19 protein-coding genes and 2 tRNA genes are annotated in these 21,021 nt (G+C 69.0%); 13 read left to right on the forward strand and 8 right to left on the reverse strand.

Features of this window, described 5'->3' with window-relative positions; translation table 11 throughout:
• The first annotated feature begins 100 nt into the window (after positions 1-100).
• From ABD093_RS05045 to ABD093_RS05060, 4 genes are all read left to right on the forward strand, one after another.
• Positions 101-1,051 (forward strand): ACP S-malonyltransferase, encoded by a 951-nt coding sequence (locus ABD093_RS05045; RefSeq protein ID WP_343922851.1) that lies wholly within the window; start codon positions 101-103, stop codon positions 1,049-1,051.
• 1 nt (position 1,052) lies between these two features.
• The gene (locus ABD093_RS05050; RefSeq protein WP_193119400.1) at positions 1,053-2,054 is read left to right on the forward strand and encodes a beta-ketoacyl-ACP synthase III; all 1,002 of its coding nucleotides are present in this window, start codon (positions 1,053-1,055) and stop codon (positions 2,052-2,054) included.
• 132 nt (positions 2,055-2,186) lie between these two features.
• Entirely contained in the window at positions 2,187-2,435 is a 249-nt protein-coding gene (locus tag ABD093_RS05055) for an acyl carrier protein (protein ID WP_193119399.1), read from the forward strand.
• A gap of 79 nt (positions 2,436-2,514) precedes the next feature.
• Entirely contained in the window at positions 2,515-3,756 is a 1,242-nt protein-coding gene (locus ABD093_RS05060) for a beta-ketoacyl-[acyl-carrier-protein] synthase family protein (RefSeq protein ID WP_193119398.1), read from the forward strand.
• 90 nt (positions 3,757-3,846) lie between these two features.
• Here ABD093_RS05060 and ABD093_RS05065 read toward each other — a convergent pair whose 3' ends face one another.
• The 5 genes from ABD093_RS05065 to ABD093_RS05085 form a co-directional block, all read right to left on the reverse strand.
• On the reverse strand, positions 3,847-4,338 hold the full coding sequence (locus ABD093_RS05065; protein WP_193119397.1) for a DUF3145 domain-containing protein: 492 nt from the start codon (positions 4,336-4,338) through the stop codon (positions 3,847-3,849).
• A gap of 101 nt (positions 4,339-4,439) precedes the next feature.
• Complete coding sequence (locus ABD093_RS05070) at positions 4,440-4,928, reverse strand: peptide deformylase (protein WP_343922855.1); 489 nt, start codon at positions 4,926-4,928, stop codon at positions 4,440-4,442.
• Positions 4,925-5,419, reverse strand: a complete 495-nt coding sequence (locus ABD093_RS05075; protein ID WP_193119395.1) for an OsmC family protein — start codon at positions 5,417-5,419, stop codon at positions 4,925-4,927. Before ABD093_RS05075 ends, ABD093_RS05070 begins: the two co-directional genes overlap by 4 nt.
• A 76-nt stretch (positions 5,420-5,495) precedes the next feature.
• Positions 5,496-5,571 (reverse strand) — tRNA-Asn (locus ABD093_RS05080).
• A 77-nt stretch (positions 5,572-5,648) separates the two neighbouring features.
• Positions 5,649-6,791 (reverse strand): LacI family DNA-binding transcriptional regulator, encoded by a 1,143-nt coding sequence (locus ABD093_RS05085; protein WP_193119394.1) that lies wholly within the window; start codon positions 6,789-6,791, stop codon positions 5,649-5,651.
• Between the two features lie 174 nt (positions 6,792-6,965).
• Between ABD093_RS05085 and ABD093_RS05090 the strand changes: the two genes are divergently transcribed.
• The 8 genes from ABD093_RS05090 to ABD093_RS05125 all read left to right on the forward strand — a co-directional run bounded on the left by ABD093_RS05090 (position 6,966) and on the right by ABD093_RS05125 (position 15,253).
• Entirely contained in the window at positions 6,966-8,237 is a 1,272-nt protein-coding gene (locus ABD093_RS05090; RefSeq protein ID WP_343922858.1) for a glycoside hydrolase 5 family protein, read from the forward strand.
• A gap of 141 nt (positions 8,238-8,378) precedes the next feature.
• Positions 8,379-8,452: transfer RNA gene (locus ABD093_RS05095), tRNA-Ile, on the forward strand.
• A 106-nt stretch (positions 8,453-8,558) separates the two neighbouring features.
• Positions 8,559-9,071, forward strand: a complete 513-nt coding sequence (locus ABD093_RS05100) for an IS3 family transposase (RefSeq protein WP_343922860.1) — start codon at positions 8,559-8,561, stop codon at positions 9,069-9,071.
• A 160-nt stretch (positions 9,072-9,231) separates the two neighbouring features.
• Entirely contained in the window at positions 9,232-10,797 is a 1,566-nt protein-coding gene (gene istA / locus ABD093_RS05105) for an IS21 family transposase (protein ID WP_343922904.1), read from the forward strand.
• Positions 10,794-11,540 carry an ATP-binding protein gene (locus tag ABD093_RS05110; RefSeq protein WP_343922862.1) on the forward strand — a complete coding sequence of 249 codons (747 nt, stop codon included), beginning with the start codon at positions 10,794-10,796 and terminating at the stop codon, positions 11,538-11,540. The genes istA and ABD093_RS05110 overlap by 4 nt, the downstream gene beginning before the upstream one ends.
• A 980-nt stretch (positions 11,541-12,520) precedes the next feature.
• On the forward strand, positions 12,521-13,354 hold the full coding sequence (locus tag ABD093_RS05115; RefSeq protein WP_193117602.1) for a C40 family peptidase: 834 nt from the start codon (positions 12,521-12,523) through the stop codon (positions 13,352-13,354).
• 703 nt (positions 13,355-14,057) lie between these two features.
• Positions 14,058-14,633 (forward strand): YdhK family protein, encoded by a 576-nt coding sequence (locus ABD093_RS05120; protein ID WP_193117601.1) that lies wholly within the window; start codon positions 14,058-14,060, stop codon positions 14,631-14,633.
• A complete protein-coding gene (locus ABD093_RS05125) occupies positions 14,633-15,253 on the forward strand; it encodes a CueP family metal-binding protein (protein ID WP_226850169.1) in 621 nt (206 codons plus the stop codon). The genes ABD093_RS05120 and ABD093_RS05125 overlap by 1 nt, the downstream gene beginning before the upstream one ends.
• Before the next feature lie 243 nt (positions 15,254-15,496).
• Here ABD093_RS05125 and ABD093_RS05130 read toward each other — a convergent pair whose 3' ends face one another.
• The gene (locus ABD093_RS05130; RefSeq protein ID WP_193117621.1) at positions 15,497-16,708 is read right to left on the reverse strand and encodes a sensor histidine kinase; all 1,212 of its coding nucleotides are present in this window, start codon (positions 16,706-16,708) and stop codon (positions 15,497-15,499) included.
• A gap of 67 nt (positions 16,709-16,775) precedes the next feature.
• Entirely contained in the window at positions 16,776-17,489 is a 714-nt protein-coding gene (locus tag ABD093_RS05135) for a response regulator transcription factor (protein ID WP_226850166.1), read from the reverse strand.
• A 193-nt stretch (positions 17,490-17,682) separates the two neighbouring features.
• On the opposite strand from ABD093_RS05135, the gene ABD093_RS05140 reads away from it, so the two are divergent.
• Positions 17,683-19,905: a heavy metal translocating P-type ATPase gene (locus tag ABD093_RS05140; RefSeq protein WP_226850163.1), complete on the forward strand. Its 2,223-nt coding sequence runs from the start codon at positions 17,683-17,685 to the stop codon at positions 19,903-19,905.
• Positions 19,906-19,944: 39 nt separating this feature from the next.
• Here the strand turns inward: ABD093_RS05140 and ABD093_RS05145 are convergent, their stop codons facing one another.
• The gene (locus ABD093_RS05145) at positions 19,945-21,000 is read right to left on the reverse strand and encodes a class I SAM-dependent methyltransferase (RefSeq protein ID WP_193117600.1); all 1,056 of its coding nucleotides are present in this window, start codon (positions 20,998-21,000) and stop codon (positions 19,945-19,947) included.
• Positions 21,001-21,021: the final 21 nt, after the last annotated feature.

Genomic DNA, 21,021 nt, shown 5'->3' on the forward strand with positions numbered 1-21,021 from the left:
GGTGGTCCTGTTCTCCCCGGGCCCTCCTCCATGACGAGCCCGGCATTCTTCTTTCACTTCCCTTCTCGTTCTTTCCTCTCTCTCCCTCCTGGAGGTTCCCGTGCTCGCGATCGTCTGCCCCGGCCAAGGGGCGCAGAAGCCCGGATTCCTGAGCCCGTGGCGTGAGCTGCCGGGCGTCGAGCAGACGGTGGCCTCTCTCTCCGAGGCGGCGGGCGTGGATCTTCTGCGCCACGGCACCGAGTCCGACGCCGACACCCTCCGCGACACCGCCGTGGCCCAGCCGCTGCTGGTCGCCGCCGGCATCGTCGCCGCCGCCCAGCTGAACGCCGACGAATCTCTCCCCGGTGCCGATGTGATCGCCGGGCACAGCGTGGGCGAGCTGACTGCCGCCGCGCTGGCGGGTGTGCTGAGCGACGAGGACGCGATGCGTCTGGTCGCGGTGCGTTCCCAGGCGATGGCGACGGCCGCCGCCGCCGAGCCCACCGGGATGGCCGCCGTCGTCGGCGGCTCCCGGGACGAGGTCCTGGCCGTCATCGAGCGCCATGGCCTGCACCCGGCGAACATCAACTCCGCCGCGCAGATCGTGGCCGCCGGCTCACTCGACGCCATCGCGGCGCTCCGTGAGGACGGGCCGGCCAAGGCGCGCGTCATCCCGCTGCAGGTCGCCGGGGCCTTCCACACGCCCTTCATGGCGGGCGCCCGCGAGGAGCTCACCGCCTTCACCCCGAGCCTGTCCCCCACCGATCCCACGGTCCCGCTGGTCTCGAACGCGAGCGGCGAGGTCGTCACGGAGGGCTCGCGCTACCTCGACCTGATCGTCACGCAGGTCGCCTCCCCGGTCGACTGGGAGGCCTGCATGGCCACCCTGCGCGACCGCGGCGTGACCGCGATGATCGAGGTCGCCCCGGCCGGTACCCTGACCGGGCTCGCCAAGCGCGACCTCAAGGGCATCGCCCTGGCCGACCTCAACACCCCCGACGACCTCGACGCCGCCCGTGCACTCGTGCGCGAGCACGCCGGCATCGCCCCCACCGCGGACCAGGAGAACTGACATGGCCGTATCGCTGAAGCCCCGGCCCACCGTGCCGGGATCGCAGGTCCTCGCCTATGGGGCCGCCCGCGGCGACGTCATCGTGCCCAACGACGACCTCATCGAGCCGATCAACTCCTCGGACGAGTGGATCCAGCAGCGCACCGGCATCATCACCCGCACCCGCGCCAGCAAGGACGTCGGTGTCAAGGACCTGTCCCTGACCGCCGCGAAGGAAGCCATCGAGGCATCCGGCATCGAGCTGGAGACTCTCGATGCGATCATCGTCTCCACGATCAGCTTCCCGTACCCGACCCCCTCGCTCGCCACGCTGCTGGCCGGCGAGCTGGGCCGCCCCGATGTGATCGCGTACGACATCTCGGCCGCCTGCGCCGGCTTCGCGTACGGCATCGGTCAGGCCGACGCCCTGGTCCGCACCGGCGCCGCCCGCCACGTGCTGGTCATCGGGGCGGAGAAGCTCTCCGACTTCGTCGACCCCACCGACCGCTCGATCTCGTTCCTGCTCGGCGACGGCGCGGGCGCCGCGATCGTCGGCCCCAGCGACGAGCCGAAGATCGGTCCCACCGTGTGGGGCAGCGACGGCGAGAACTGGGACACCATCCGGATGACCAACTCGCTCGTGAACTTCCGCGACGGCGACGGCCCCTGGCCCACGCTCGAGCAGGATGGTCGCACCGTCTTCCGCTGGGCCGTCTGGCACACCGCGAAGAAGATCCGCGAGATGCTCGAGCAGTCGGGCCTGACGGTGGAGGACATCGACGTGTTCGTTCCCCACCAGGCCAACATGCGCATCGTCGACGAGCTCGCCAAGCAGCTCAAACTGCCCGAGAGCGTGGTGATCGCCCGCGACATCGCCGAGACCGGCAACACCTCGGCCGCCTCGATCCCCCTGGCCACGCATCGCCTCCTCGCGGAGGGCGCCGCCACGAGCGGTGACGTGCTCGTGCAGTTCGGCTTCGGCGCCGGTCTGGCCTATGCCGGACAGGTGCTGATCCTCCCCTGATCCCCGCGGCGTGCGGGCGGGCTGTCGCGCGCATCACGCCACCCGGGCCACATCGTCGCGGCTGCCGGGACACCGGCGGCGGCGCGGGTAGTCTGTCACCGCCACACAATCCATTCACCTAAGGAGAACCCCATGGCACACACCGAGAACGAGATCCTCGCGGGCCTGGCCGAGATCGTCAACGAGGAGACGGGTGTCGCGACCGAGGACGTCCAGCTCGCGAAGTCCTTCACCGACGACCTCGACATCGACTCCATCTCCATGATGACCATCGTGGTCAACGCCGAGGAGAAGTTCGACGTGCGCATCCCCGACGAAGAGGTCAAGAACCTCGCCACCGTCGGCGACGCCGTCAAGTTCATCGAGGGCGCGCAGTCCTGACCCCCTCCTGACGCCCGGGACACTTCTGTCCCGGGCGTCGCCGTTCGCACCACGCTCCCCGACCCGGAGGTCCGCCCGTATGTCCGCTTCCCGCTCTCGCGTCGCCGTGACCGGTCTCGGCACCGTCAATCCCCTCGGCGGCGACATCGCTTCCACCTGGGAGGCGGCCCTGGCCGGGACGTCGACCGCCCGCACGCTGGACAACGACTGGAAGGAGACCTACGGCCTGTCCGTGGACTTCGCCTGCCAGGTCGTCCCCGGCGCCCTCGACTCCCTCACGCGGCCCGAGTCCAAGAAGCTGGACCCCTCCGGCCAGTACTCGATGGTCGCGGCCCGTCAGGCCTGGGCCGACGCCGGCTCCCCCGAGGTCGAGCCCGAACGGCTCGGCGTCGTGGTCGGCACCGGTATCGGCGGCATCTGGACCACGCTGGATCAGTGGGACGTGGTGCGGGAGCGCGGCGCCCGCCGGGTCAATCCGTTCACCGTGCCCATGCTCATGGCGAACTCCTCGAGCGCCCAGATCTCCATGGAGCTCGGGGCCCGTGCCGGTGCGCACACCCCGGTCTCGGCCTGCGCCTCCGGCGCGGAGGCCGTCGCCCTGGGCATGAGCATGATCCGCGACGGCCGGGCCGATGTGGTCGTCGTCGGAGGCACCGAGGCGTGCATCCACCCGATGACGCTCGCAGCCTTCGCGAACATCCGCGCGCTGTCCGGCCGGGTCGATGACCCGCAGACCGCCTCGCGCCCCTATGACGTGGACCGTGACGGCTTCGTGCTCGGCGAGGGCGCAGGCATCCTCGTGCTCGAGAGCGAGGAGCATGCCGCCGCACGTGGGGCGCGCGTGTACGCCTATGCCTCCGGTCGCGGCATGGCGTCGGACGCCCACCACATCTCCGCCCCCTCGGCCGAGGGCCAGGCCCGCGCGGTGCGTGAGGCGATCGGGGATGCTGAGGTCTCGGCGAAGGACATCGTGCACGTCAACGCGCACGGGACCTCCACCCCGCTCGGGGACATCGGCGAGCTCAACGCCGTCGCGACGGCCCTGGACGGCGTCACCGACCAGATCGTGGTCACGTCCACGAAGTCGATGACCGGCCACCTGATGGGTGGCGCCGGCGCGCTCGAGTCGATCTTCTCGACGCTCGCGGCCTACCACCGCATCGCCCCGCCGACGATCAACATCGAGAACCTCGATCCCGAGACCCCGATGCGGATCGCACAGAACGCCCCGGTGGATCTGCCCGGCGGGGACATCGCCGTGCTGAACAATGCCTTCGGCTTCGGCGGTCACGACATCGCAGTGGTCTTCACCAGCGCGTGATCGTGCTCCGCCCTGTGCAGGGGCTCGTTGCAGAGAACGCGGCTGCCGGATACGTTCCGGCAGCCGCGTTCCGGGTTCGGGACTCAGGGCTCAGCTGACGCGGTGCAGCCAGCGCATCGGGACACCTTCGCCGGCGTGGCGATAGATCTCCAGCTCCTCGTCCCAGGCCTCGCCGAGTGCGATCGACAGCTCGCGGCGCAGAGCACCGGCGTCGTCTCCGGCGCGGTCCATGCAGCCTCGCACATGGTCCTCGGTGAGGACGGCGTTGCCGGCGCGGTCGGTGGCCGCGTGATGGATGCCCAGCTCCGGGGTGCAGCTCCAGCGGGCACCATCGCTCGAGACGGTCGCCTCCTGGGTGACCTCGAAGCGCACGTCGTGCATCCCCCGCAGGGCGCTGACGAGTCGGGGACCGGTGTCGTCACGGCCCCGCCAGGTCAGCTCGGCGCGCACGAGGCCTCGGCCCACGTACTGCTCCTCCCAGCGGATGCGGGAGGGCACACCGAGGACTCCGTTGGCGGCCCACTCGATATGTGGTGCGAGGGCTCGCGGCGCGGAGTGAATATAGAGAACGCCCTGAGTCATCTCGTTCCTTCCGGTCTCCGATACGTCTTCCCCAACGAATCGGAACCGCCCGGGTGATGCGAGATGCCGGACTGCTCATGCTTCTACTGCTGATGCAGAGCTTAGAGGGTTTCCCTGATCTGGCGCAATGCCTTCTTCTTGACGGACCGTTCGAGCCCGTCGATGTAGAGCTCGCCGTCGAGATGGGCGACCTCGTGCTGGATCAGCCGTGCGGTGATCCCCTCGCCGGCCAGCTCGATCTCCTGGCCGTCGACGTCGATGCCCACGCACCGGGCGTAGGCGGAGCGGGTGCGCGGGAAGAACAGGCCCGGCACGGAGAGGCAGCCCTCGTCGTCGTCCTGCAGCTCGTCGGAGAGCTCGACGATGACCGGGTTGAGGATGCAGCCAATCCCGTGGTCCTCGAGGTTCCAGGAGAACGCGCGCAGGCTCACGCCGATCTGGTTCGCGGCGACCCCGGCGCGGCCGTCGTCATCGACCGTGTCCATGAGGTCGCGCACGAGGCCGCGGGTGCCGTCGGTGATCGTGCGGACCGGATCGCAGGTGGTGCGCAGCACCGGGTCGCCGACGACGCGGATCGGGCGGATGCTCATGCGCGCTCCTGCCCGTCACGATCGCTGTGTCCCTGCAGGTCATCGGCCCCGAGGATCGTGTGGGTGACCTCGACTCCGGGGACGACGGTGCGCTCGACGGTGCAGCCGGCGGCGACGGCACGCCCGAAGACCTTGCTGACCGACGCGATCTCGGCGTCGGTGAGGCCGTCCAGGGGCAGCTGGACCTCCTCGTCGATGCGGGGGTAACGGTTCTCGGAGGCGTCGGAGTCGCCGTGCGCCCACAGCCGCATGGCGAAGTCGTCGCCGAGTCGGCGGGCGAGGTTGACGTCGGAGGACATCCCGGCGCAGCCGATGAGTGCGAGCTTCAGGAGCTCGCCGGGGCTGATCTCGCCCTCGCCCTTGCCGATCGGGATCTCGACCCCGCGCTGATTGCGACCCACCAGGGTGCGAGGACCGGATCGGTCCGCCCAGACGCTGTCGGGACCGGCGGAGTCCGGGATCGGGAAGACCTCATCGGGGACGGCGGGCATCGTGCTCTCCTTCGCGAGAACCATCGGGCGGGAACAACGCAGCCCCGGGGAGATCCCCGGGGCTGCGTACCTGCTGTGGCTCCCGCAGTTGGACTTGAACCAACAACCCTTCGATTAACAGTCGAATGCTCTGCCGATTGAGCTATGCGGGATCGACCTGAGCAACAATAGCAGGACTCCTCGGCGGTCGCACCTCCGATTGCGGCTCCGACCGGCGAGTATGACCTATCTAACCTCGGATCGGAGGGGTGCTCAAGGCCGGTTCTGCGTCCGGGTCGGTCGACCCGCGCACGAGGAGCACGGGTTCGATCGCCCTGACCTCGGCGGCCTCGGATCCGGGCGCTCCGCCGGCGGTCGTCGCGGTGGCGTCGCCCTGGGGGCGCTTCCTGCTCGCCGCGATGATCTCCAGCAGCCGGGTGGCGGCGAGCCGTCCGTACTCGATCGCGGAGCGGCCGATCGCGGTGATGGCCGGGCGGTGCGTGCGGGCCAGCGCCGAGTCCTCATAGCTGGCCACCGCGATCTGCTCGGGGACCTGGACCCCGCTCTCGAGCAGCACATGAGTGCCGGCGAGGGCCATCTCGTCGCTGTCGAAGATGATCGCCGTCGGAGGCGGCGTGGCCGTGAGCAGCTCTGCCGTGGCGACCGCTGCATCCTGCGCACCGTATCCGGCGTCCTGCAGGCTCCCCTCGATGCCGAGCTCGGTGCAGCGGCCCAGGAACGCCCGATCGCGCTGTGCGGTGTGGAAGAACTCGGCAGTTCCGGCCACGCGGGCGATCCGGGAGTGCCCGCGGGAGGCGAGGTGATCCACGAGCAGGTTCGTCGCCTGGGCATCGTCGACGTAGACCGAGGGCAGGGAGCCGTGATGGCCGGGCCCTCCGACGACCAGTGCGGGCTGGCCGATCTCCTCCAGGGCCGGGATCCGCGGGTCATCGACCCGCAGGTCCACCATGACCACGCCGTCGACGCGTCGCTGCGCGAACCAGCGCCGGTAGGTCTCGATCTCCGCCTCCGGCGACTCCACCATCTTCATCTGCAGGGAGTAGTCCTGGGCGCTGAGCACCTCCTGCAGCCCGGCGGTGAACGCCCCGAAGAAGGCCTCGTTGCCGAGCACCTCGGCGGGACGTGCGAGGACCATGCCCACGGTGAGCACAGGGGCTCCGGCAAGGGCCCGCGCCGCGGGCGACGGCTCCCAGTCGAGCTCCCGGGCGATGTCCATGATGCGCTCGCGGGTCGCGGCGGAGACGCCCGGGCGTCCGTTCACGGCGAGGGAGACTGCTGCGGAGGTCACGCCCGCTCGACGGGCGATGTCGGCGATCGTGACCCGCTGGCCCCGGCCGCTGCCTGGCGCCGGAGAAGAGTTTCTGGTGGACATCGGGCGACCTCCTGGGTCGGCAGTTCGGCGCACGACCCCCGAACGCCGCTACTTGAGCGCTATAGTAACAGCTGGAAGGTAAGTGCCCTCCTGAGGCAGTGGGCGCGTGCATGCGCTCCACCCAGGATTCTCCCTCCAGCACGGCGACCACCACACCTGTTCGACGGAAGGACGATGATGTCTGCCCACGCCCCGGACCCGACCGGCACCCGCCCGGTGCGCTTCGGCGTGAACTACACCCCTCGCACGGGGTGGTTCCACTCCTGGCTCGACCTGGACCTCGACGCCGTCGGCGAGGATCTCGCAGCGATCGCCTCCCTCGGTGCGGACCATGTGCGCATCTTTCCCCTGTGGCCGCTGCTCCAGCCCAACCGCACCCTGATCCGGCCACGAGGCCTGGATGATGTGCGCGCCGTGGTCGACGTCGCCGCGACGGTGGGCCTGGACGTCGTCGTCGACGCCCTGCAGGGCCATCTGTCGAGCTTCGACTTCATCCCCAGCTGGCTGACCACCTGGCATCGCCGCAACATGTTCACCGATCCCGAGGTCGTGACCGCCACCGCCGCGTTGGTGCGTGCGCTGGCCGAGCGGGTGGCCGGAGCGCCGAATCTCCTGGGACTCACACTGGGCAACGAGGTCAACCAGTTCTCCGCCTCGAACCATCCCGACCCGGATGCCGTGGACGTCGAGCAGGCGAGTACCTGGACCGCGACCCTGCTGGATGCCGCGCGCCAGGGAGCGCCGCGCGGCCTGCACACGGTCGCGAACTACGACGCCGCCTGGTTCATGGATGATCACGCCTTCACCCCGGACCAGTCCGCGGAGCTCGGCGACGCGACCGTGGTGCACTCCTGGATCTTCGACGGCACCGGCCAGCGCTACGGCGCTCGCTCCTACGAGGTCGCACACCGCGCCGAGTACTACCTCGAGCTCGCCCGGGCCTTCTCCCCTGCTCCGCAGCGTCCGCTGTGGCTGCAGGAGGTCGGCGCTCCGCGGAGCATCCTCGAAGAGGCGGACGTGCCCTGGTTCGTGCGCAGCACGGTGGAGACCTCCCTGGACTGTCCCGAGCTGTGGGGCATCACCTGGTGGTGCTCGCACGACGTCTCCCGCGACCTCGCAGACTTCCCACCGCTCGAGCACACGCTCGGCCTCTTCGACGAGCACGGGCGGATCAAGGGGGCCGGCGAGGCCTTCCGCGATGCGATCGCCGGTGCCCGGGAGTCCACTCCCCCGGCGCCGCGCGGCCGGGCGATCGCTCTGCCCGTCGGCCCGGATCCGCTGCTCCGTCGCAGCGCCGCCGCTCCCGGGGGCTCGGTGTTCGAGGAATGGATGGACGCCTCCCGCGCCGGGGAGCGGCCCACCGTGGAGGTCGTGCGCGAGAGCGCCGAGGTGAGGGCCGGGGACACGCGCACCGGAGGCGCCGCGGCCACTCGGATGGGTGCCTGAGCGAGCGCAGGTCATCTCACAGAACCTTGTGCAGAGCGACTCGCACAGAACTCACTGCGCCGAACGCAGTGAGCATCGGTATCTCTCCAGGTCACAGGGCGAGATCATGGTAGATTCGTTGCGGCCCTGCACAGGGCGCACGGCCCAGTAGCTCAGCTGGTTAGAGCAGCGGACTCATAATCCGTCGGTCGCGGGTTCAAGCCCCGCCTGGGCTACTTGACCAGCAGGTTTACCCGTTTCGGTACATTCCGGGACGCGGAGGAGCGAGTTAAGAGCGAGAAATGATCTCTCGTATGTCACGCGAGAGCCTCCGCAGCCGAAATGATCCGGTTCATCGACGTGCACCGTGATCAGTTCGGGGTCGAGGCCTTCTGCCGCGTGCTCAGCGCGACAGACTGTGGGTTCCTCGCCTCCCGCAGCTATCGAGCCGCGACGCAGCGCCCGAGCTCTGCCCGGGCCCTCCGCGACGAGGTGCTGATTGGTGAGATCCGACGGATCCACGCCGAGAACTACGGCGTCTACGGGTATCGCAAGATGCACCAGGCGATGCGCCGGGCCGGTTGGGACATCGGCCGGGACCAGACTGCTCGGTTGATGAAAGTAGGTGGCCTGGAAGGGGTTCGCCGTGGCCGCAAAGCGCTCACGACTACCCCCTCGGGAGTATCCGATCGTCGTCCTGACCTGGTTGAACGGGACTTCACTGCGCTTGGGCCGAACCAGCTCCGACCCGAGGTGCGGTCGAGAATCGTTGCGGCCCAGGAGCGCTTCGACGACATCGACGACAGGACATCGACGGCGGAGCTCGACGGCCTCGCGGCGGAGCTCGCCGGTTGAATATTCGCCTCGCTGGGGTCCATCGGTAGCGGGTCTGGGGGCCAGTCCGCTGTTCGCCCGGTAGTGGGCGTGGGGGCCAGTGATGGTGTGCTCGGGGGCCACCCTGCTTACGCTCCCTCCGCCGCGTGTATTGGGCACGCGGCGGAAGGAGCAATCTGGAATGGTACGGAAGATCAGAGCGAAGCTGATTCTGCAGCTGCGCGCGGACGGCTTGTCGGGGCGAGCGATCGCAGCCTCGCAGGGCATGTCGCGCAAGAGCATCACCGCGGTGCTGGACGCCGCGGAAGCGGCCGGTATCGGCTGGGACGGGGTGGCCGAGCTCGAGGACGAGCAGGTTTACGCGAAGCTGTTCCCAGGCCGGGGTGAGCACGAGAGCGTGTTCGCCCAGCCGGACTGGGAACGAGTCCATCGGGAGATGGCGAGGGTCGGGGTGACGCTGAAGCTCCTGCACGGCGAGTACGTGGATGCGACCGCGGCGGCCGGGGAGCCAGCGATGGGGTATGACCGGTTCTGCCGCACCTACCAGCGCCACGTCCTGGTCACGGGAGCTGCCTCGCGCGTGGGGCACAAGGCGGGCCAGAGCGTGGAGGTCGACTGGTCCGGCCCCACGATGGAGCTGCTGGATCCGATCACCGGCGCGAGGGCGCCGGTGTTCTTGTTCGTGGCCTGCCTGCCGTTTTCCCGTTACGCGTTCTGCTGGCCGTCGCTGGATATGAAGCAGTCCTCGTGGCTGCGGGCCCACGTGGCGATGTTCGAGGCGTTCGGTGGGTCGGTGCCGAGGATCGTGCCGGACAATCTCAAGACCGGCGTGATCAAGCATCCTCGCGAGGGCGAGATCGTGCTCAACGATGCGTATCGCGAGATGGCCACGCATTACTCGGCGGCGGTGCTGCCGGGACGGGTGAAGAAGCCGAAGGACAAGGCGAGCGTGGAGAACACCGTCAGCCACGTGGCGACCTGGGTCATCGCCGGGCTGCGGGATCAGCAGTTCACGACGCTGCCTGAACTCGCCGTCGCCATCGAGGCGCGGATGGAGGCTTACAACGCGGAGCCGTTCCAGAAGCGGCCCGGCTCCCGGAACAGCGTCTTCACCGCGGAGGAGAGGCCGCTGCTGACCCCGTTGCCGGCGGTGCCCTACGAGATCTCGACATGGCATTACGGCCGCCGAGTGGGCCGGAACGGGCACGTGGCGTTCGCGCGGAACTTCTACTCGGCGCCGTTCGCGCAGATCGGTGCCAAGGTGGATCTGCGCATCACGGCCCGGACGCTGGAGGTCTACCAGGGCTCCCAGCGCCTCAGCAGCCACCTCTTGTTCCCGGAGGCCGCCAGGAATGAGTACCGCACTCATGATGCGGACCTGCCTGCCGGGGACCGCTACCAGCCCTGGGATGCGGCCCGGGTTCGTGCCTGGGCCGAGCGGATCGGGCCGGCCACGGTGGTGGTGGTCGAGCGGATCTTCGAGTCCGTTCCGATCATCGAGCAGGGCCTGGATCCGGCGCTGGCCGTTCTGCGGCTCTCACGCCGTTTCTCGGCGACCCGGGTCGAAGCCGCCTGCGCCCTCGCCCTGGCGGGACGGATCAGGTCACCGCGTTACGCGCATCTGGAGCCGCTGTTGGTGACCGGGCAGGACAAGGCCACGGGCCTCCGCCCGAGTGCTGAGGAACCCGCCGAAGTCGGCGGATTCGTGCGGGGCGCGGGCTACTACGCAGGAGGGGGTGCGAAGTGACCGGGATCGATATCGAGACCAAGCGGAAGCTGCGCGAGATGGGTGCGACCGCGATGCTGGATGCCATCGAGGCCCAGGATGAGGCGTTGGTGCTGGGGATGCCGTTCGAGGACCGGATCCAGCTGGTCGTGGACGAGGCCCACTCCACGTTCAACCACGGCAAGGTCGAGGGCCTCATCCGCCGCGCCGGGCTGCGTTACCCGAACGCGGACCTGCGCCGCCTGGACCTCGTCGAGGAACGAGGCCTGGACCGCCACACGATCACGCAGCTCGCGACCTGCTCGTTCATCCAGCGCCAGCAGAACGTGGTCTTCCAGGGCTTCACCGGCTCGGGAAAGTCGTTCCTCGGCTGCGCACTGGCGAAGCAGGCTTGCCTGCACAGGATCCGTGCGCACTACATCCGTATGCCCGACCTCGCGGAAGCCTGGGCACTGGCGAAGGACAAACCCCAAGGCCATGCGAAGTTCCTGCGGAAGTATGCCGCGTTCTCGCTGCTCGTGATCGATGAATGCCTGTTGGACCATCCCGACGACGACGTGCGCGCGATGCTGCTGGAACTGCTTGAACGCCGCCACGACACCGGCTCGACGGTGTTCTGCACCCAGTACGCGAAGAAGGACTGGCATCCCCGGCTCGGCTCGGGAGTCCGCGCCGATGCGATCATGGATCGGATCGTCCACAACGCCATCTGGATCGACACCGGCACCCGGAACATGCGCAAGCACGCCGCCATGACCCAGTGACGAAACGCCGGCGGGAGCCGGTGGCCCCCACAGCGACGGCTACTGGCCCCCGCCGGCACGATCGGTGGCCCCCAAAGGCACGATCGAGTGGCTCCCACGACTACGAATACTCACCGGTATTGCAGAAGATGTCCTGCCCGAGGCACCGAAGGTCACAGGCGAGCAATCGCGCCTCGTGCTCACCCTGGCCGAACGCGACCAGAACAAAGTTCAACGAGCATTCATGCGTCGCCTCTCTGGCGGCGAGCAGGACCGCTGACCGTAGACTCAGCACCTGCCCAATGCCATGGTTACCGGCTCGACCACGCGTCAGTGTTGACCATGGCACCGAGCTCGATGTGGCCGGTGGTGACGGGATACTGGCGGAGGCAGGCCCGTCTGCGAGGGTCCTCGTGCGATCGCGGCCGTATTCGAGGTACTCGGCGATCTCGGCGGCTGCTCCGACCAGCGTCCTCTTACCGTTGGCCCGCCAGGCAATCCCGGCTCATCCGCGCCGAAATAGGCCTCGTCCACTTCTCCGGTGCCGATCAGGCGTCCCCGTCCCGGACGCACGAGAACCGACCGCAGACGACGGAGATCGCCCGAGCCGTTGCCCACCAGTCCGTTCTGTTCATCGGAACGCCATGACCTGACGCACCGCGGTGCGTCCACGCTCGCACGCTGGGCTGGTCCACTGCATGACACAGCGCTGTCTGAAGACAATCTTGAGACGGCGTTCGATCTCGCGCGTCATCCTTTTGACCGCACGAGTAAAGGTGGACCTACCCTCCTGGTGTATCTGAGGATCGTGAGTAAAGCCGCGGTTAAATTTTCAAGCAGGACGTTCCATGCCTCCGTAGATCGAGCGGCGCGGCCCGTACGTTGAACTCACTGCCCACGACATGAGCCGGCGCCTCGCTGCTTGCTCGGCCGTCGCTGTGGCGCTGACGAAGTCATCGACTCCCTCTCGTCTCGAGGAGGGAAAATTACGGAGTAGAACCATGGCCCAGACCAACACCCACCGCGCCTTCGGCCGAGCAGTGACCCCCGCCGGGACCGCTGGCCGCGCTCTGCGGGGCACCGGCGGTGCCGCTGTCCTCGGCACAGTCGTCATCGGCTCCGCTCTGCTCGCGGGCCCGGCGCAGGCCGCTCCTGCGGCGTCACCTGCCGCGCCTGCCGCTTCGGCGGCAGCTGCCGCTCCGGCTGCGCCGGCTCCTGCGCACGCGAAGTCTGCCGTGGCATCCGAGAAGCTGCGGTGGGGCTCTGAGGGCACCGCCGTCGAGCAGCTCCAGTCGGCCCTGAACGAGCACGGTGCTTCGCTGTCGGTCGACGGCAAGTTCGGCGGACTCACCAACGGGGCCGTGAAGGATTTCCAGCGCAGCCACGACCTTCAGGTCGATGGAGTCGTGGGACCGAAGACCCAGGGCGCGCTGACTGGCAGCGCCGCGCCGGTCTCCGGCGGGGGGACCTCTGTTCCTGCCGCCGCGTCCTCGGCGAGCAGCTCGGGGCAGGCGATCGTCGACGCCGCGCGCAGCCAGGTCGGCGTCACGTACTCGTGGGGCACGTCCAAGCCGGGCGTCAGCTTCGACTGCTCGGGCCTGAGCGCCTACGCGTACGCACAGGTCGGTATCGATCTGCCCCGCACCTCGTCTCAGCAGGAGGCGGCCGGCACCACGATCTCGAAGTCCGAGGCCCAGCCCGGCGACCTCGTGGTGTGGCCCGGCCACCTGGGGGTCTACGCGGGTGGCGACACGGTCATCGACGCCGGCAACAGCGCCGGTTCCGTCACCGAGCGGACCATCTGGGGCAATCCCACCTTCGTCACGTTCCGCTGATCCGACGCGCCGACACCAGTGTAACGGGAGCCCCGACCGGCGGTCGGGGCTCCCTTTACGCAGAGATGCCGTGCCTCAGGCGATGGCGTCCAGCAGGTCGGCACGAGCCTCTTCACAGCGGCGGCAGACGTCCGCCCGTGCTGAGTCCTCGTGCATGCCGGCATGCTTCTCGCGCCCCTCGGCGCCGGCCCGGCATGCTGCCTGACTCGCCTCGAGCTGGGGCACGACTGAGGGCGACGTTGTGCCCGCCTGACGGGATCCGACCCGTCAGATGGCCTCGCAGTCATCGGCGACATCCTGCTTCCTGCGGATGAACGGGGTCAGGCCGGTGACCGCGACTTCGTCCGAGCACGTGCCTGCGCACGCCGTGCAGGTCCGGTCGCCCCCGAAGCCGGCCCGGATATATGCGGCGAGCATCTGCTGGTCGATCGCGCCGACGTCTTTCGGGTGGGTCCGAAGCCTCGATGCGACGTGCGGAGCTCGGCCTGCTCCTTCTCGCTCCCAAGAGACAAGCGTTCACCAGCCCGTTCCTCGACGGCAGCCAGGGCGCCATGAGCGGCGGACGTGAGTGGGCCGTGTGGTCTTGAGACGGTAGTGACCCACTGGTGAACAGTGTGCTCAAGAGAACCGGATCTGATCTTGAGGAGACCTTGACCCACGGGTCATAAGCTGGCACAAAGTATCCTCTGACTAGGAGAAACGTATGCAATCCCGTCGTTCTTTCGGTCGACTCGCAACCTTCGTCGTTGCCGGTTCGATCGTCCTTGCTGGATGCTCTGACAGCGGGTCTGATGGCGGTCTGACCTCGGGCGGGTCAGAGGCGTCCGATGGTGATGGCCACGGGGACATGGAGCACCCGATGGACGGCGGGCCTGCCCCCGAGTGGATGCTGCCCGCGGAGGATCCCGAGTATCCAGTCGGCGCGGAGGTGACGCTCACCGCGGACCACATGGAGGGCATGGAGGTAGCCACGGCGACGATCTCGGGCGCCTTCGACACCACCACCTATTCGGTAAGCTTCACGCCCACCGATGGCGGCGATCCGGTCACCGACCACAAGTGGGTCGTCCACGAGGAGCTCGAGAACCCGGGCGAGGCATCGCTAGCCGAGGGCACCGCGGTGACCATCACCGCCGATCACATGGCCGGCATGGAGGGCGCCGAAGCCACCATCGACAGCGTCATCGAGGAGACGGTGTACATGGTCGACTACGAGTCCGACGGGATGATGATGACGAACCATAAGTGGGTCGTCGAGAGCGAGATCGAGCCTGCCTGATGAACGCACTCCCACGGCGCCGCGGCCGCGGCGCCCGACTTCCCCGACGTTCGCTCATGATCGGTGCCGGACTGTTCCCGATCGTGATCGCCGGCTGCGGCACCGGCGTTGCCGAGCGCACGGTCGCCACGGGCGACGAGGACCTGCTCGAAGCGCACGGCTTCGCAGACGCCGACGCGCGCGCGATCATCGATCAGCTCGAAGCGCTCCCGGTGGCCGAGCGCCCTCAGGACCTGATCGCGAGCGTCACCCCCGTGTCACTCCAGCTCCAGGACGAGGTAGGACGCGAGGCTGAGCTGCCCCTGCCTGAGGGCCTGTTCTACCTGTCGGTGGCCCCGTACCTGGAGACCACCCATGAGTGCGCCTTCCACAGCCTCACCACTTGCCGCGGAGAGCTGAGCAACCGCGAGATCACCGTGAGGGCGGTCGACAGCAGCTCGGGAGAGACGCTCGAAGATGGCACCCGCACGACGCATGACAACGGATTCCTCGGTCTCTGGATGCCGCGCGGCATCACCGTCGAGCTCACCTGCACCGTCGAGGACGTCACCGGGACCGCTTCGATCGACACCCAGGCGGAGGATGCTCTGACCTGCCTGACCAGTCTCCAGCTGACATGAGCGGCCCGAGCCGGCGCACTGTGCTCCGCCTGACCAGGGACTTGCTCGCCGGCACCCCTGTCATCTAGGCGTGCGGCGGCAGCTGCTCGAACGCGGCGAGCGATGCGAGTGCCGGGAATGTCTCCGGAGATGGTGTCGTGGTCGGGATCCCCCTGAATGTCGCGGGGACCCCTGGAGATCCAGGGAAGGACCGACGACCGCGACGCCGTCGAGTCCACGGCGCTGCTCGGCTCCCCGTGGTGATCACTGTCCGGTTCGCCTCCCGCCCACCGTGCCGGCTGGAGGCCCCGGCGCTGAAGACGGCTGCGCCGAGCACGGGCCCCGGATCGGCAGCTTCACCACGATCGTCCGCCCGCTGAGCCCGCCCTCCGCGACGGCCCAGCGCTCAGCGGTCGCGCGGGGAAGGCTGATCGTGAAGGTGGCTCCCCGGCCGGGCCCGTCACTCGAGGCGGTCATGATCCCGCCGTGCGCATCGACCAGGGCTCGACTGATCGTCAACCCGATGCCCGACCCCGAGTTCTCGCGGGTGCGGGAGGTGTCGGCGCGGAAGAAGCGTTCGAACAGGCGGGGGCCGTCCTCAGTGGTGAATCCTTCGCCGTCGTCCGCCACCGTGATCTCCACCGTGCTGGCTCGCGTGGTTGCCGAGACGGCGACGGTGCCTCCTGCCTGGGTGTGCCGCAGAGCATTGCTCAGAATGTTCCCGAGCACCTGGGAGAGGCGGTCCGCGTCTGCTTGGATCGTCGGAGGTCGGCCCGGTGCAGTCTCGAGGGTCAACGACACGCCTGCTGCCTCGAACCTCTCCTCCCATTCCTGGATGGTCGACTCCAGCAGATCGTCGACGGTCATGGGCCGGAGCTCCACTGGGAGCTGGCCCTCCTCGGCCCGGGACACTTCGCTCCCGTCGTCGGCCAGCCGGGACAGTCGCACGGTCTGGCTGACGAGGACGGGCATGGCCGCCTCCGGCTCGATGACCCCGTCGGCCATCGCCTCATGATGCGCCGAGAGCGTGGCGATGGGTGTGCGCAGCTCATGGGCGAGATCGGAGAGGAGTCGTCGTCGGGTCTCTTCGACGGCATCGAGCTGTGCTGCCATGTCGTTGAGTGTGGCCGCCAGCGCGTCGAGCTCGGTCCCTGAGCCGAGGGCAGGTACTCGGGTGGAGTAGTGGCCCCGCGACAGCTCGTCGACAGCCTGGGTGAGGCCGACGAGTGTCTGGCGGAGTCGTCGAGCCAGTCGCCAGGTCACGAGTCCCGCCGCCAGGAGGGAGACGACCAGTCCGACGCCGAGGGCCAGCGCGAGCGCATCGCGGTAGGCACGCTCGATATGGAGAAGCTCCGCACTGCCGACGGGAAGGTCGGTCTGGAGCAGGTGGTAGTGGAAGACGGCGGGCCCGATGAGCACCGTCAGGACGGTGATGCTGAGGGCGCCCGCGAGCAGCACGATGAGCTGGCCGGTCATCAGCCGTGAGGCCAGGCTCGTGCCAGAGGGATCCGTGCGAGCCGATGAGCTGGGTGCGGTCACGAGCTCACCCCTTTCCCATCCGATATCCGATCCCGCGCACCGTGGTGACGTAGCGCGCGGACTCCGCCGTCTCCTCGAGCTTCCGTCGCAGGTTGGCGATGTGCACATCGACGATGTGGTCGTCCCCGACCCAGCCGTCGCCCCACACGGTCTCCATCAGCTGGCGGCGGCTGAATGCCTGCCCGGGTCGATCGGCCAAGGTCATCAGCAGGCCGCGCTCGGTAGGGGTCAGCGGAACCGGCCGACCGGCGAGGCGCACCTCGTGCGCAGTCATGTCGATCTCCAGGTCCCCGAAGGTACGTACCGTTCGCCGATCGGGTGCCTCGAACTCGGAACGGGATCGCCGCAGCACTGCCTGGACCCGGGCGACGAGCTCGCGCACGCTGAAGGGCTTGGTGAGGTAATCATCAGCGCCCGCCGACAGGCCGATCAGGCGATCCACCTCCTCGGTCCGAGCCGTCGTGATCAGCACATAGCAGTCGGAGAACGCACGGATCCTCCGCATCACCTCCAGCCCGTCGAGACCGGGCAGTCCGAGATCGAGGATGATCACATCCGGCGACACGATGCGAGCCAGCTCCACCGCCTCCGGTCCGCTCCGCGCACTGGCCGTCGCGTAGCCGGCCGTCGCCAAGTACGCCTGGATCACATGCGAGAGCGCCACCTCGTCCTCGACGACGAGGACCATCGCTGCCGCTCGATCCGATTCACTCCTCATGAGCACCAGTCTGATCCTCGATGCCGGGCGCCGTGGCGCTGCGAGGCCGTTCACGGAACATCTAGAGCAGATCTTGAGGTGTCCCCGCGAAGCGCTGCCTGCTGACCGGAGGTCCCAGACGGCGCCGCGATCGAGGCTCACAGCGGAATCCACACCCTCGACACATACCCCCTACGGGTATACAGTCGGGGCTATGAACGCTGACGACCACTCACCCCGTCACGCCCGCGGAGATGCCGGCATGCAGCACTCCCATCCCTCCCCCACCTCTCATGGCGCCCATCCTCGCGCCGCGGAGCACGACGCTCCCCGCACCCACCGCGACCACGGGCCCCTCGACGTCGGCGACGGTCCCCCGGGACACGACGACCACTCGGGCCACGACGACCAACCGGGCCACGAGGGTCACTCCGGGCACGGTGGCCACGCCGGCCATGGAGACCATGTCGGGCAGTTCCGTCGGCTGTTCTGGATCAACCTGCTCATCGCGGTTCCGGTCGTCGTGTTCTCGCCGATGTTCGCGATGCTGCTCGGCTACAGCATTCCCGAGTTCCCCGGCGCCGCCTGGATCGGTCCTTTCCTCGGCACCGTCATGTACATCTGGGGCGGGCGCCCCTTCCTCACCGGGGCCGTCTCCGAGATCCGTTCGCGCCAGCCCGGGATGATGCTCCTGATCGGGCTCGCGATCACGGTCGCCTTCCTCGCCTCCTGGGGAGCGACCCTGGGGCTCCTCGACCACCAGCTCGAGTTCTGGTGGGAGCTCGCCCTGCTGGTCGTGATCATGCTGCTGGGGCATTGGGTCGAGATGCGTTCTCTCGCCCGGACGACGTCCGCGCTCGACTCCCTCGCCGCGCTGCTTCCCGACATGGCCGAGCGCATCGACGGGGACGAGCTGGTGAGCGTCCCGCCCGCCGAGCTGCGACACGGGGACCTGGTCCTGGTGCGACCCGGAGCGAGCGTCCCGGCCGACGGCACGATCCGCGAGGGCCGCGCCGACGTGGACGAATCCATGGTCACCGGCGAGTCCCGCCCCGTGTCGCGATCCACCGGAGACTCCGTCGTGGCCGGCACGGTCGCCACCGATTCCAGCCTCCGCATCGAGGTCACCGCCACCGGCGACGAGACCGCGCTCGCCGGCATCCAGCGCCTGGTGACCGAAGCCCAGAACTCCTCTTCCCGGGCCCAGCGCATCGCAGACACCGCTGCGGCGTGGCTGTTCTGGTTCGCGCTCGGAGCCGCCGTGATCACCGCGATCGTCTGGTCGCTGCTCGGCATGCCCGACGAGGCCGTGGTCCGCACGGTGACCGTCCTGGTCATCGCCTGCCCCCACGCCCTGGGCCTCGCGATCCCGCTGGTCGTCTCGATCGCCACCGAGCGCGCTGCCCGCGGCGGCGTCCTGATCAAGGACCGCCTGGCGCTGGAGGCGATGCGGACGGTCGACGCCGTCCTGTTCGACAAGACCGGCACCCTCACCACGGGCGAGCCCAGCCTCGCCGAGATCATCACCGTCGGCGTCGACGAGACCGAGGTGCTGGCCCTGGCGGCCGCCGCCGAGACGGAGAGCGAGCACCCGCTCGCCCGCGCCATCATCGCCAGAGCTCAGGCCGAGGGGACACAGATCCCTGCGGGCTCCGACATCAGCTCCACCCCCGCTCTGGGCGTGAGCGCCCAGGTGGACGGGCACGAGATCCGCGTCGGCGGTCCACGCCTGCTCGACGAGACGGGAGCGGGCGAGATCGCAGAGGCCGAGGCCTGGCGCCAGGAGGGCGCGATCATCCTCCACGTCCTCCGTGACGGCGACGTGATCGGTGGCCTCAAGCTCCACGACGAGGTGCGCCCCGAATCTCGTGAGGCCATCGATGCCTTGCACAGCCTGGGCGTCGAGGTCGTCATGATCACCGGCGACGCCGAGGCGGTCGCGAACAGCGTGGGCCGTGAGCTCGGGATCGACCGGGTCTTCGCCGGGGTGCGCCCCGAGGACAAGTCCTCGAAGGTCGCGCAGCTCCAGAAGGAGGGCAAGAAGGTCGCGATGATCGGCGACGGCGTCAACGACGCCCCCGCCCTCGCGCAGGCCGACGTCGGCATCGCCATCGGTGCGGGCACCGACGTGGCGATCGCCTCGGCCGGGGTCGTGCTCGCCAGCTCCGATCCGCGCTCGGTGCTCTCGGTCATCGAGCTCTCCCGCGCCGCCTATCGCAAGATGGGACAGAATCTCTGGTGGGCTGCGGGGTACAACTTGCTGTCCGTGCCGCTCGCGGCCGGAGTCCTCGCCCCCATCGGATTCGTGCTGCCGATGTCCGTCGGCGCGATCCTCATGTCCCTGTCCACCATCGTGGTCGCCCTGAACGCCCAGCTCCTGCGACGACTCGACCTCCGACCGGAGGCGAGCGTCGCCGCCGTCCGCACCCGCCGCTGACCCGCACAGAGCGACGGGAGCGCACGACGCCAGAGAGGGTCAGCCTCGAACGTCGGCCCCGAGGCCGTGCCGTCTGTTCCCGAGCACCCGCTCGCAGTTCGCGGCCTCTGCCGCTGCAGAGAACGACGCGTAGCCCCCGGGGCCGTCCACGCGGGCCGGCTTGCGCGCGGCCCAGACGCGGCGGGTGGTCCGCAGGGTGAGGTCGGATCGATCCAGGATGCTGTGCGGACCGGCGGTGTCGAGGAGCTCGTCGAGCGCCTCGACGTCCTCGGCCGGAAGGAGTCCCGCGGACGCGCGGCGGAGTCCCGTGAACACGGCGAGCGCATAGGGCCCGATCGCGTCGCTCCGGGCGGACTCGATGGTGACGTCCAGAGGCAGATGAGCAGCGACGTCCAAGCCGGCGGCGGTGAGCTTCGGCGCCCAGTCCGCACCCCGATGGGGCATGTGAGCTGTCGTCGCCGGGGCGAGGGCAGCATGGCTGCGCTCCTCGAGGCCGGGGCGGCTCTCCGGGGCGTCCGGTGGGAGGAATCGGGGCATGCCGGAGAGCTCGAGGACGACGAACAGACCCTTCGGCTCGAGTGCCTCGCGGACGGTGCGGATCGCGCGATCAGGGTCGGCGAGGTGATGCATCGAGGCAGAGGCCCAGACGAGATCCGGCCGGCCCAGATCAGGCCAGTCTGGCGCGTCGAGATCGACCTCGAGCGTGCGAACGCGGTGCTCGAGACCCTCACGGCGCGCACGGTCCCGGAGTAGCTCGAGGTGCTCTGCCGACGAATCGACAGCAGTCACCGTCGCGGCGGGGAACGCGCGGAGCAAGGCGAAGGTCCCCGCGCCCGTCCCGGCACCGAGATCGACGATCCGCGCCGGAGCGCCGTGCACAGGCATCCACGCGATCACCGCCTGGAGATGTTCCGCCATGACGTCTGCATCCAGCTCGAGCACCTGCGCGATGCTCCCCGCGGCGCCGCCCCTGATCGCAGAGTCGTCACGCGTCGTGCCGTCCGTCGGAGCGATGTCGGCGAGACCGGGGCCGCCGACGTGGTGGCGGTGGCTCCCGGGAATGGAAGGGCTCAGGCCCGATGGATCTGTCTGCATGCATCCAGGATGCCCAGTCAT

The organism is Brachybacterium tyrofermentans (genome assembly GCF_039526165.1).
GTDB classification, from domain to species: domain Bacteria; phylum Actinomycetota; class Actinomycetes; order Actinomycetales; family Dermabacteraceae; genus Brachybacterium; species Brachybacterium tyrofermentans.

Excerpts from the sequence above, each read along its gene's own strand:
- ABD093_RS05050 (WP_193119400.1), top strand. The coding sequence starts at position 1,053 with ATGGCCGTATCGCTGAAGCCCCGGCCCACCGTGCCGGGATCGCAGGTC.
- ABD093_RS05055 (WP_193119399.1), top strand. The coding sequence starts at position 2,187 with ATGGCACACACCGAGAACGAGATCCTCGCGGGCCTGGCCGAGATCGTC.
- ABD093_RS05060 (WP_193119398.1), top strand. The coding sequence starts at position 2,515 with ATGTCCGCTTCCCGCTCTCGCGTCGCCGTGACCGGTCTCGGCACCGTC.
- ABD093_RS05065 (WP_193119397.1), bottom strand. The coding sequence starts at position 4,338 with ATGACTCAGGGCGTTCTCTATATTCACTCCGCGCCGCGAGCCCTCGCA.
- ABD093_RS05070 (WP_343922855.1), bottom strand. The coding sequence starts at position 4,928 with ATGAGCATCCGCCCGATCCGCGTCGTCGGCGACCCGGTGCTGCGCACC.
- ABD093_RS05075 (WP_193119395.1), bottom strand. The coding sequence starts at position 5,419 with ATGCCCGCCGTCCCCGATGAGGTCTTCCCGATCCCGGACTCCGCCGGT.
- ABD093_RS05085 (WP_193119394.1), bottom strand. The coding sequence starts at position 6,791 with ATGTCCACCAGAAACTCTTCTCCGGCGCCAGGCAGCGGCCGGGGCCAG.
- ABD093_RS05090 (WP_343922858.1), top strand. The coding sequence starts at position 6,966 with ATGATGTCTGCCCACGCCCCGGACCCGACCGGCACCCGCCCGGTGCGC.
- ABD093_RS05100 (WP_343922860.1), top strand. The coding sequence starts at position 8,559 with ATGATCCGGTTCATCGACGTGCACCGTGATCAGTTCGGGGTCGAGGCC.
- istA (WP_343922904.1), top strand. The coding sequence starts at position 9,232 with ATGGTACGGAAGATCAGAGCGAAGCTGATTCTGCAGCTGCGCGCGGAC.
- ABD093_RS05115 (WP_193117602.1), top strand. The coding sequence starts at position 12,521 with ATGGCCCAGACCAACACCCACCGCGCCTTCGGCCGAGCAGTGACCCCC.
- ABD093_RS05120 (WP_193117601.1), top strand. The coding sequence starts at position 14,058 with ATGCAATCCCGTCGTTCTTTCGGTCGACTCGCAACCTTCGTCGTTGCC.
- ABD093_RS05125 (WP_226850169.1), top strand. The coding sequence starts at position 14,633 with ATGAACGCACTCCCACGGCGCCGCGGCCGCGGCGCCCGACTTCCCCGA.
- ABD093_RS05130 (WP_193117621.1), bottom strand. The coding sequence starts at position 16,708 with ATGACCGGCCAGCTCATCGTGCTGCTCGCGGGCGCCCTCAGCATCACC.
- ABD093_RS05135 (WP_226850166.1), bottom strand. The coding sequence starts at position 17,489 with ATGAGGAGTGAATCGGATCGAGCGGCAGCGATGGTCCTCGTCGTCGAG.
- ABD093_RS05140 (WP_226850163.1), top strand. The coding sequence starts at position 17,683 with ATGAACGCTGACGACCACTCACCCCGTCACGCCCGCGGAGATGCCGGC.
- ABD093_RS05145 (WP_193117600.1), bottom strand. The coding sequence starts at position 21,000 with ATGCAGACAGATCCATCGGGCCTGAGCCCTTCCATTCCCGGGAGCCAC.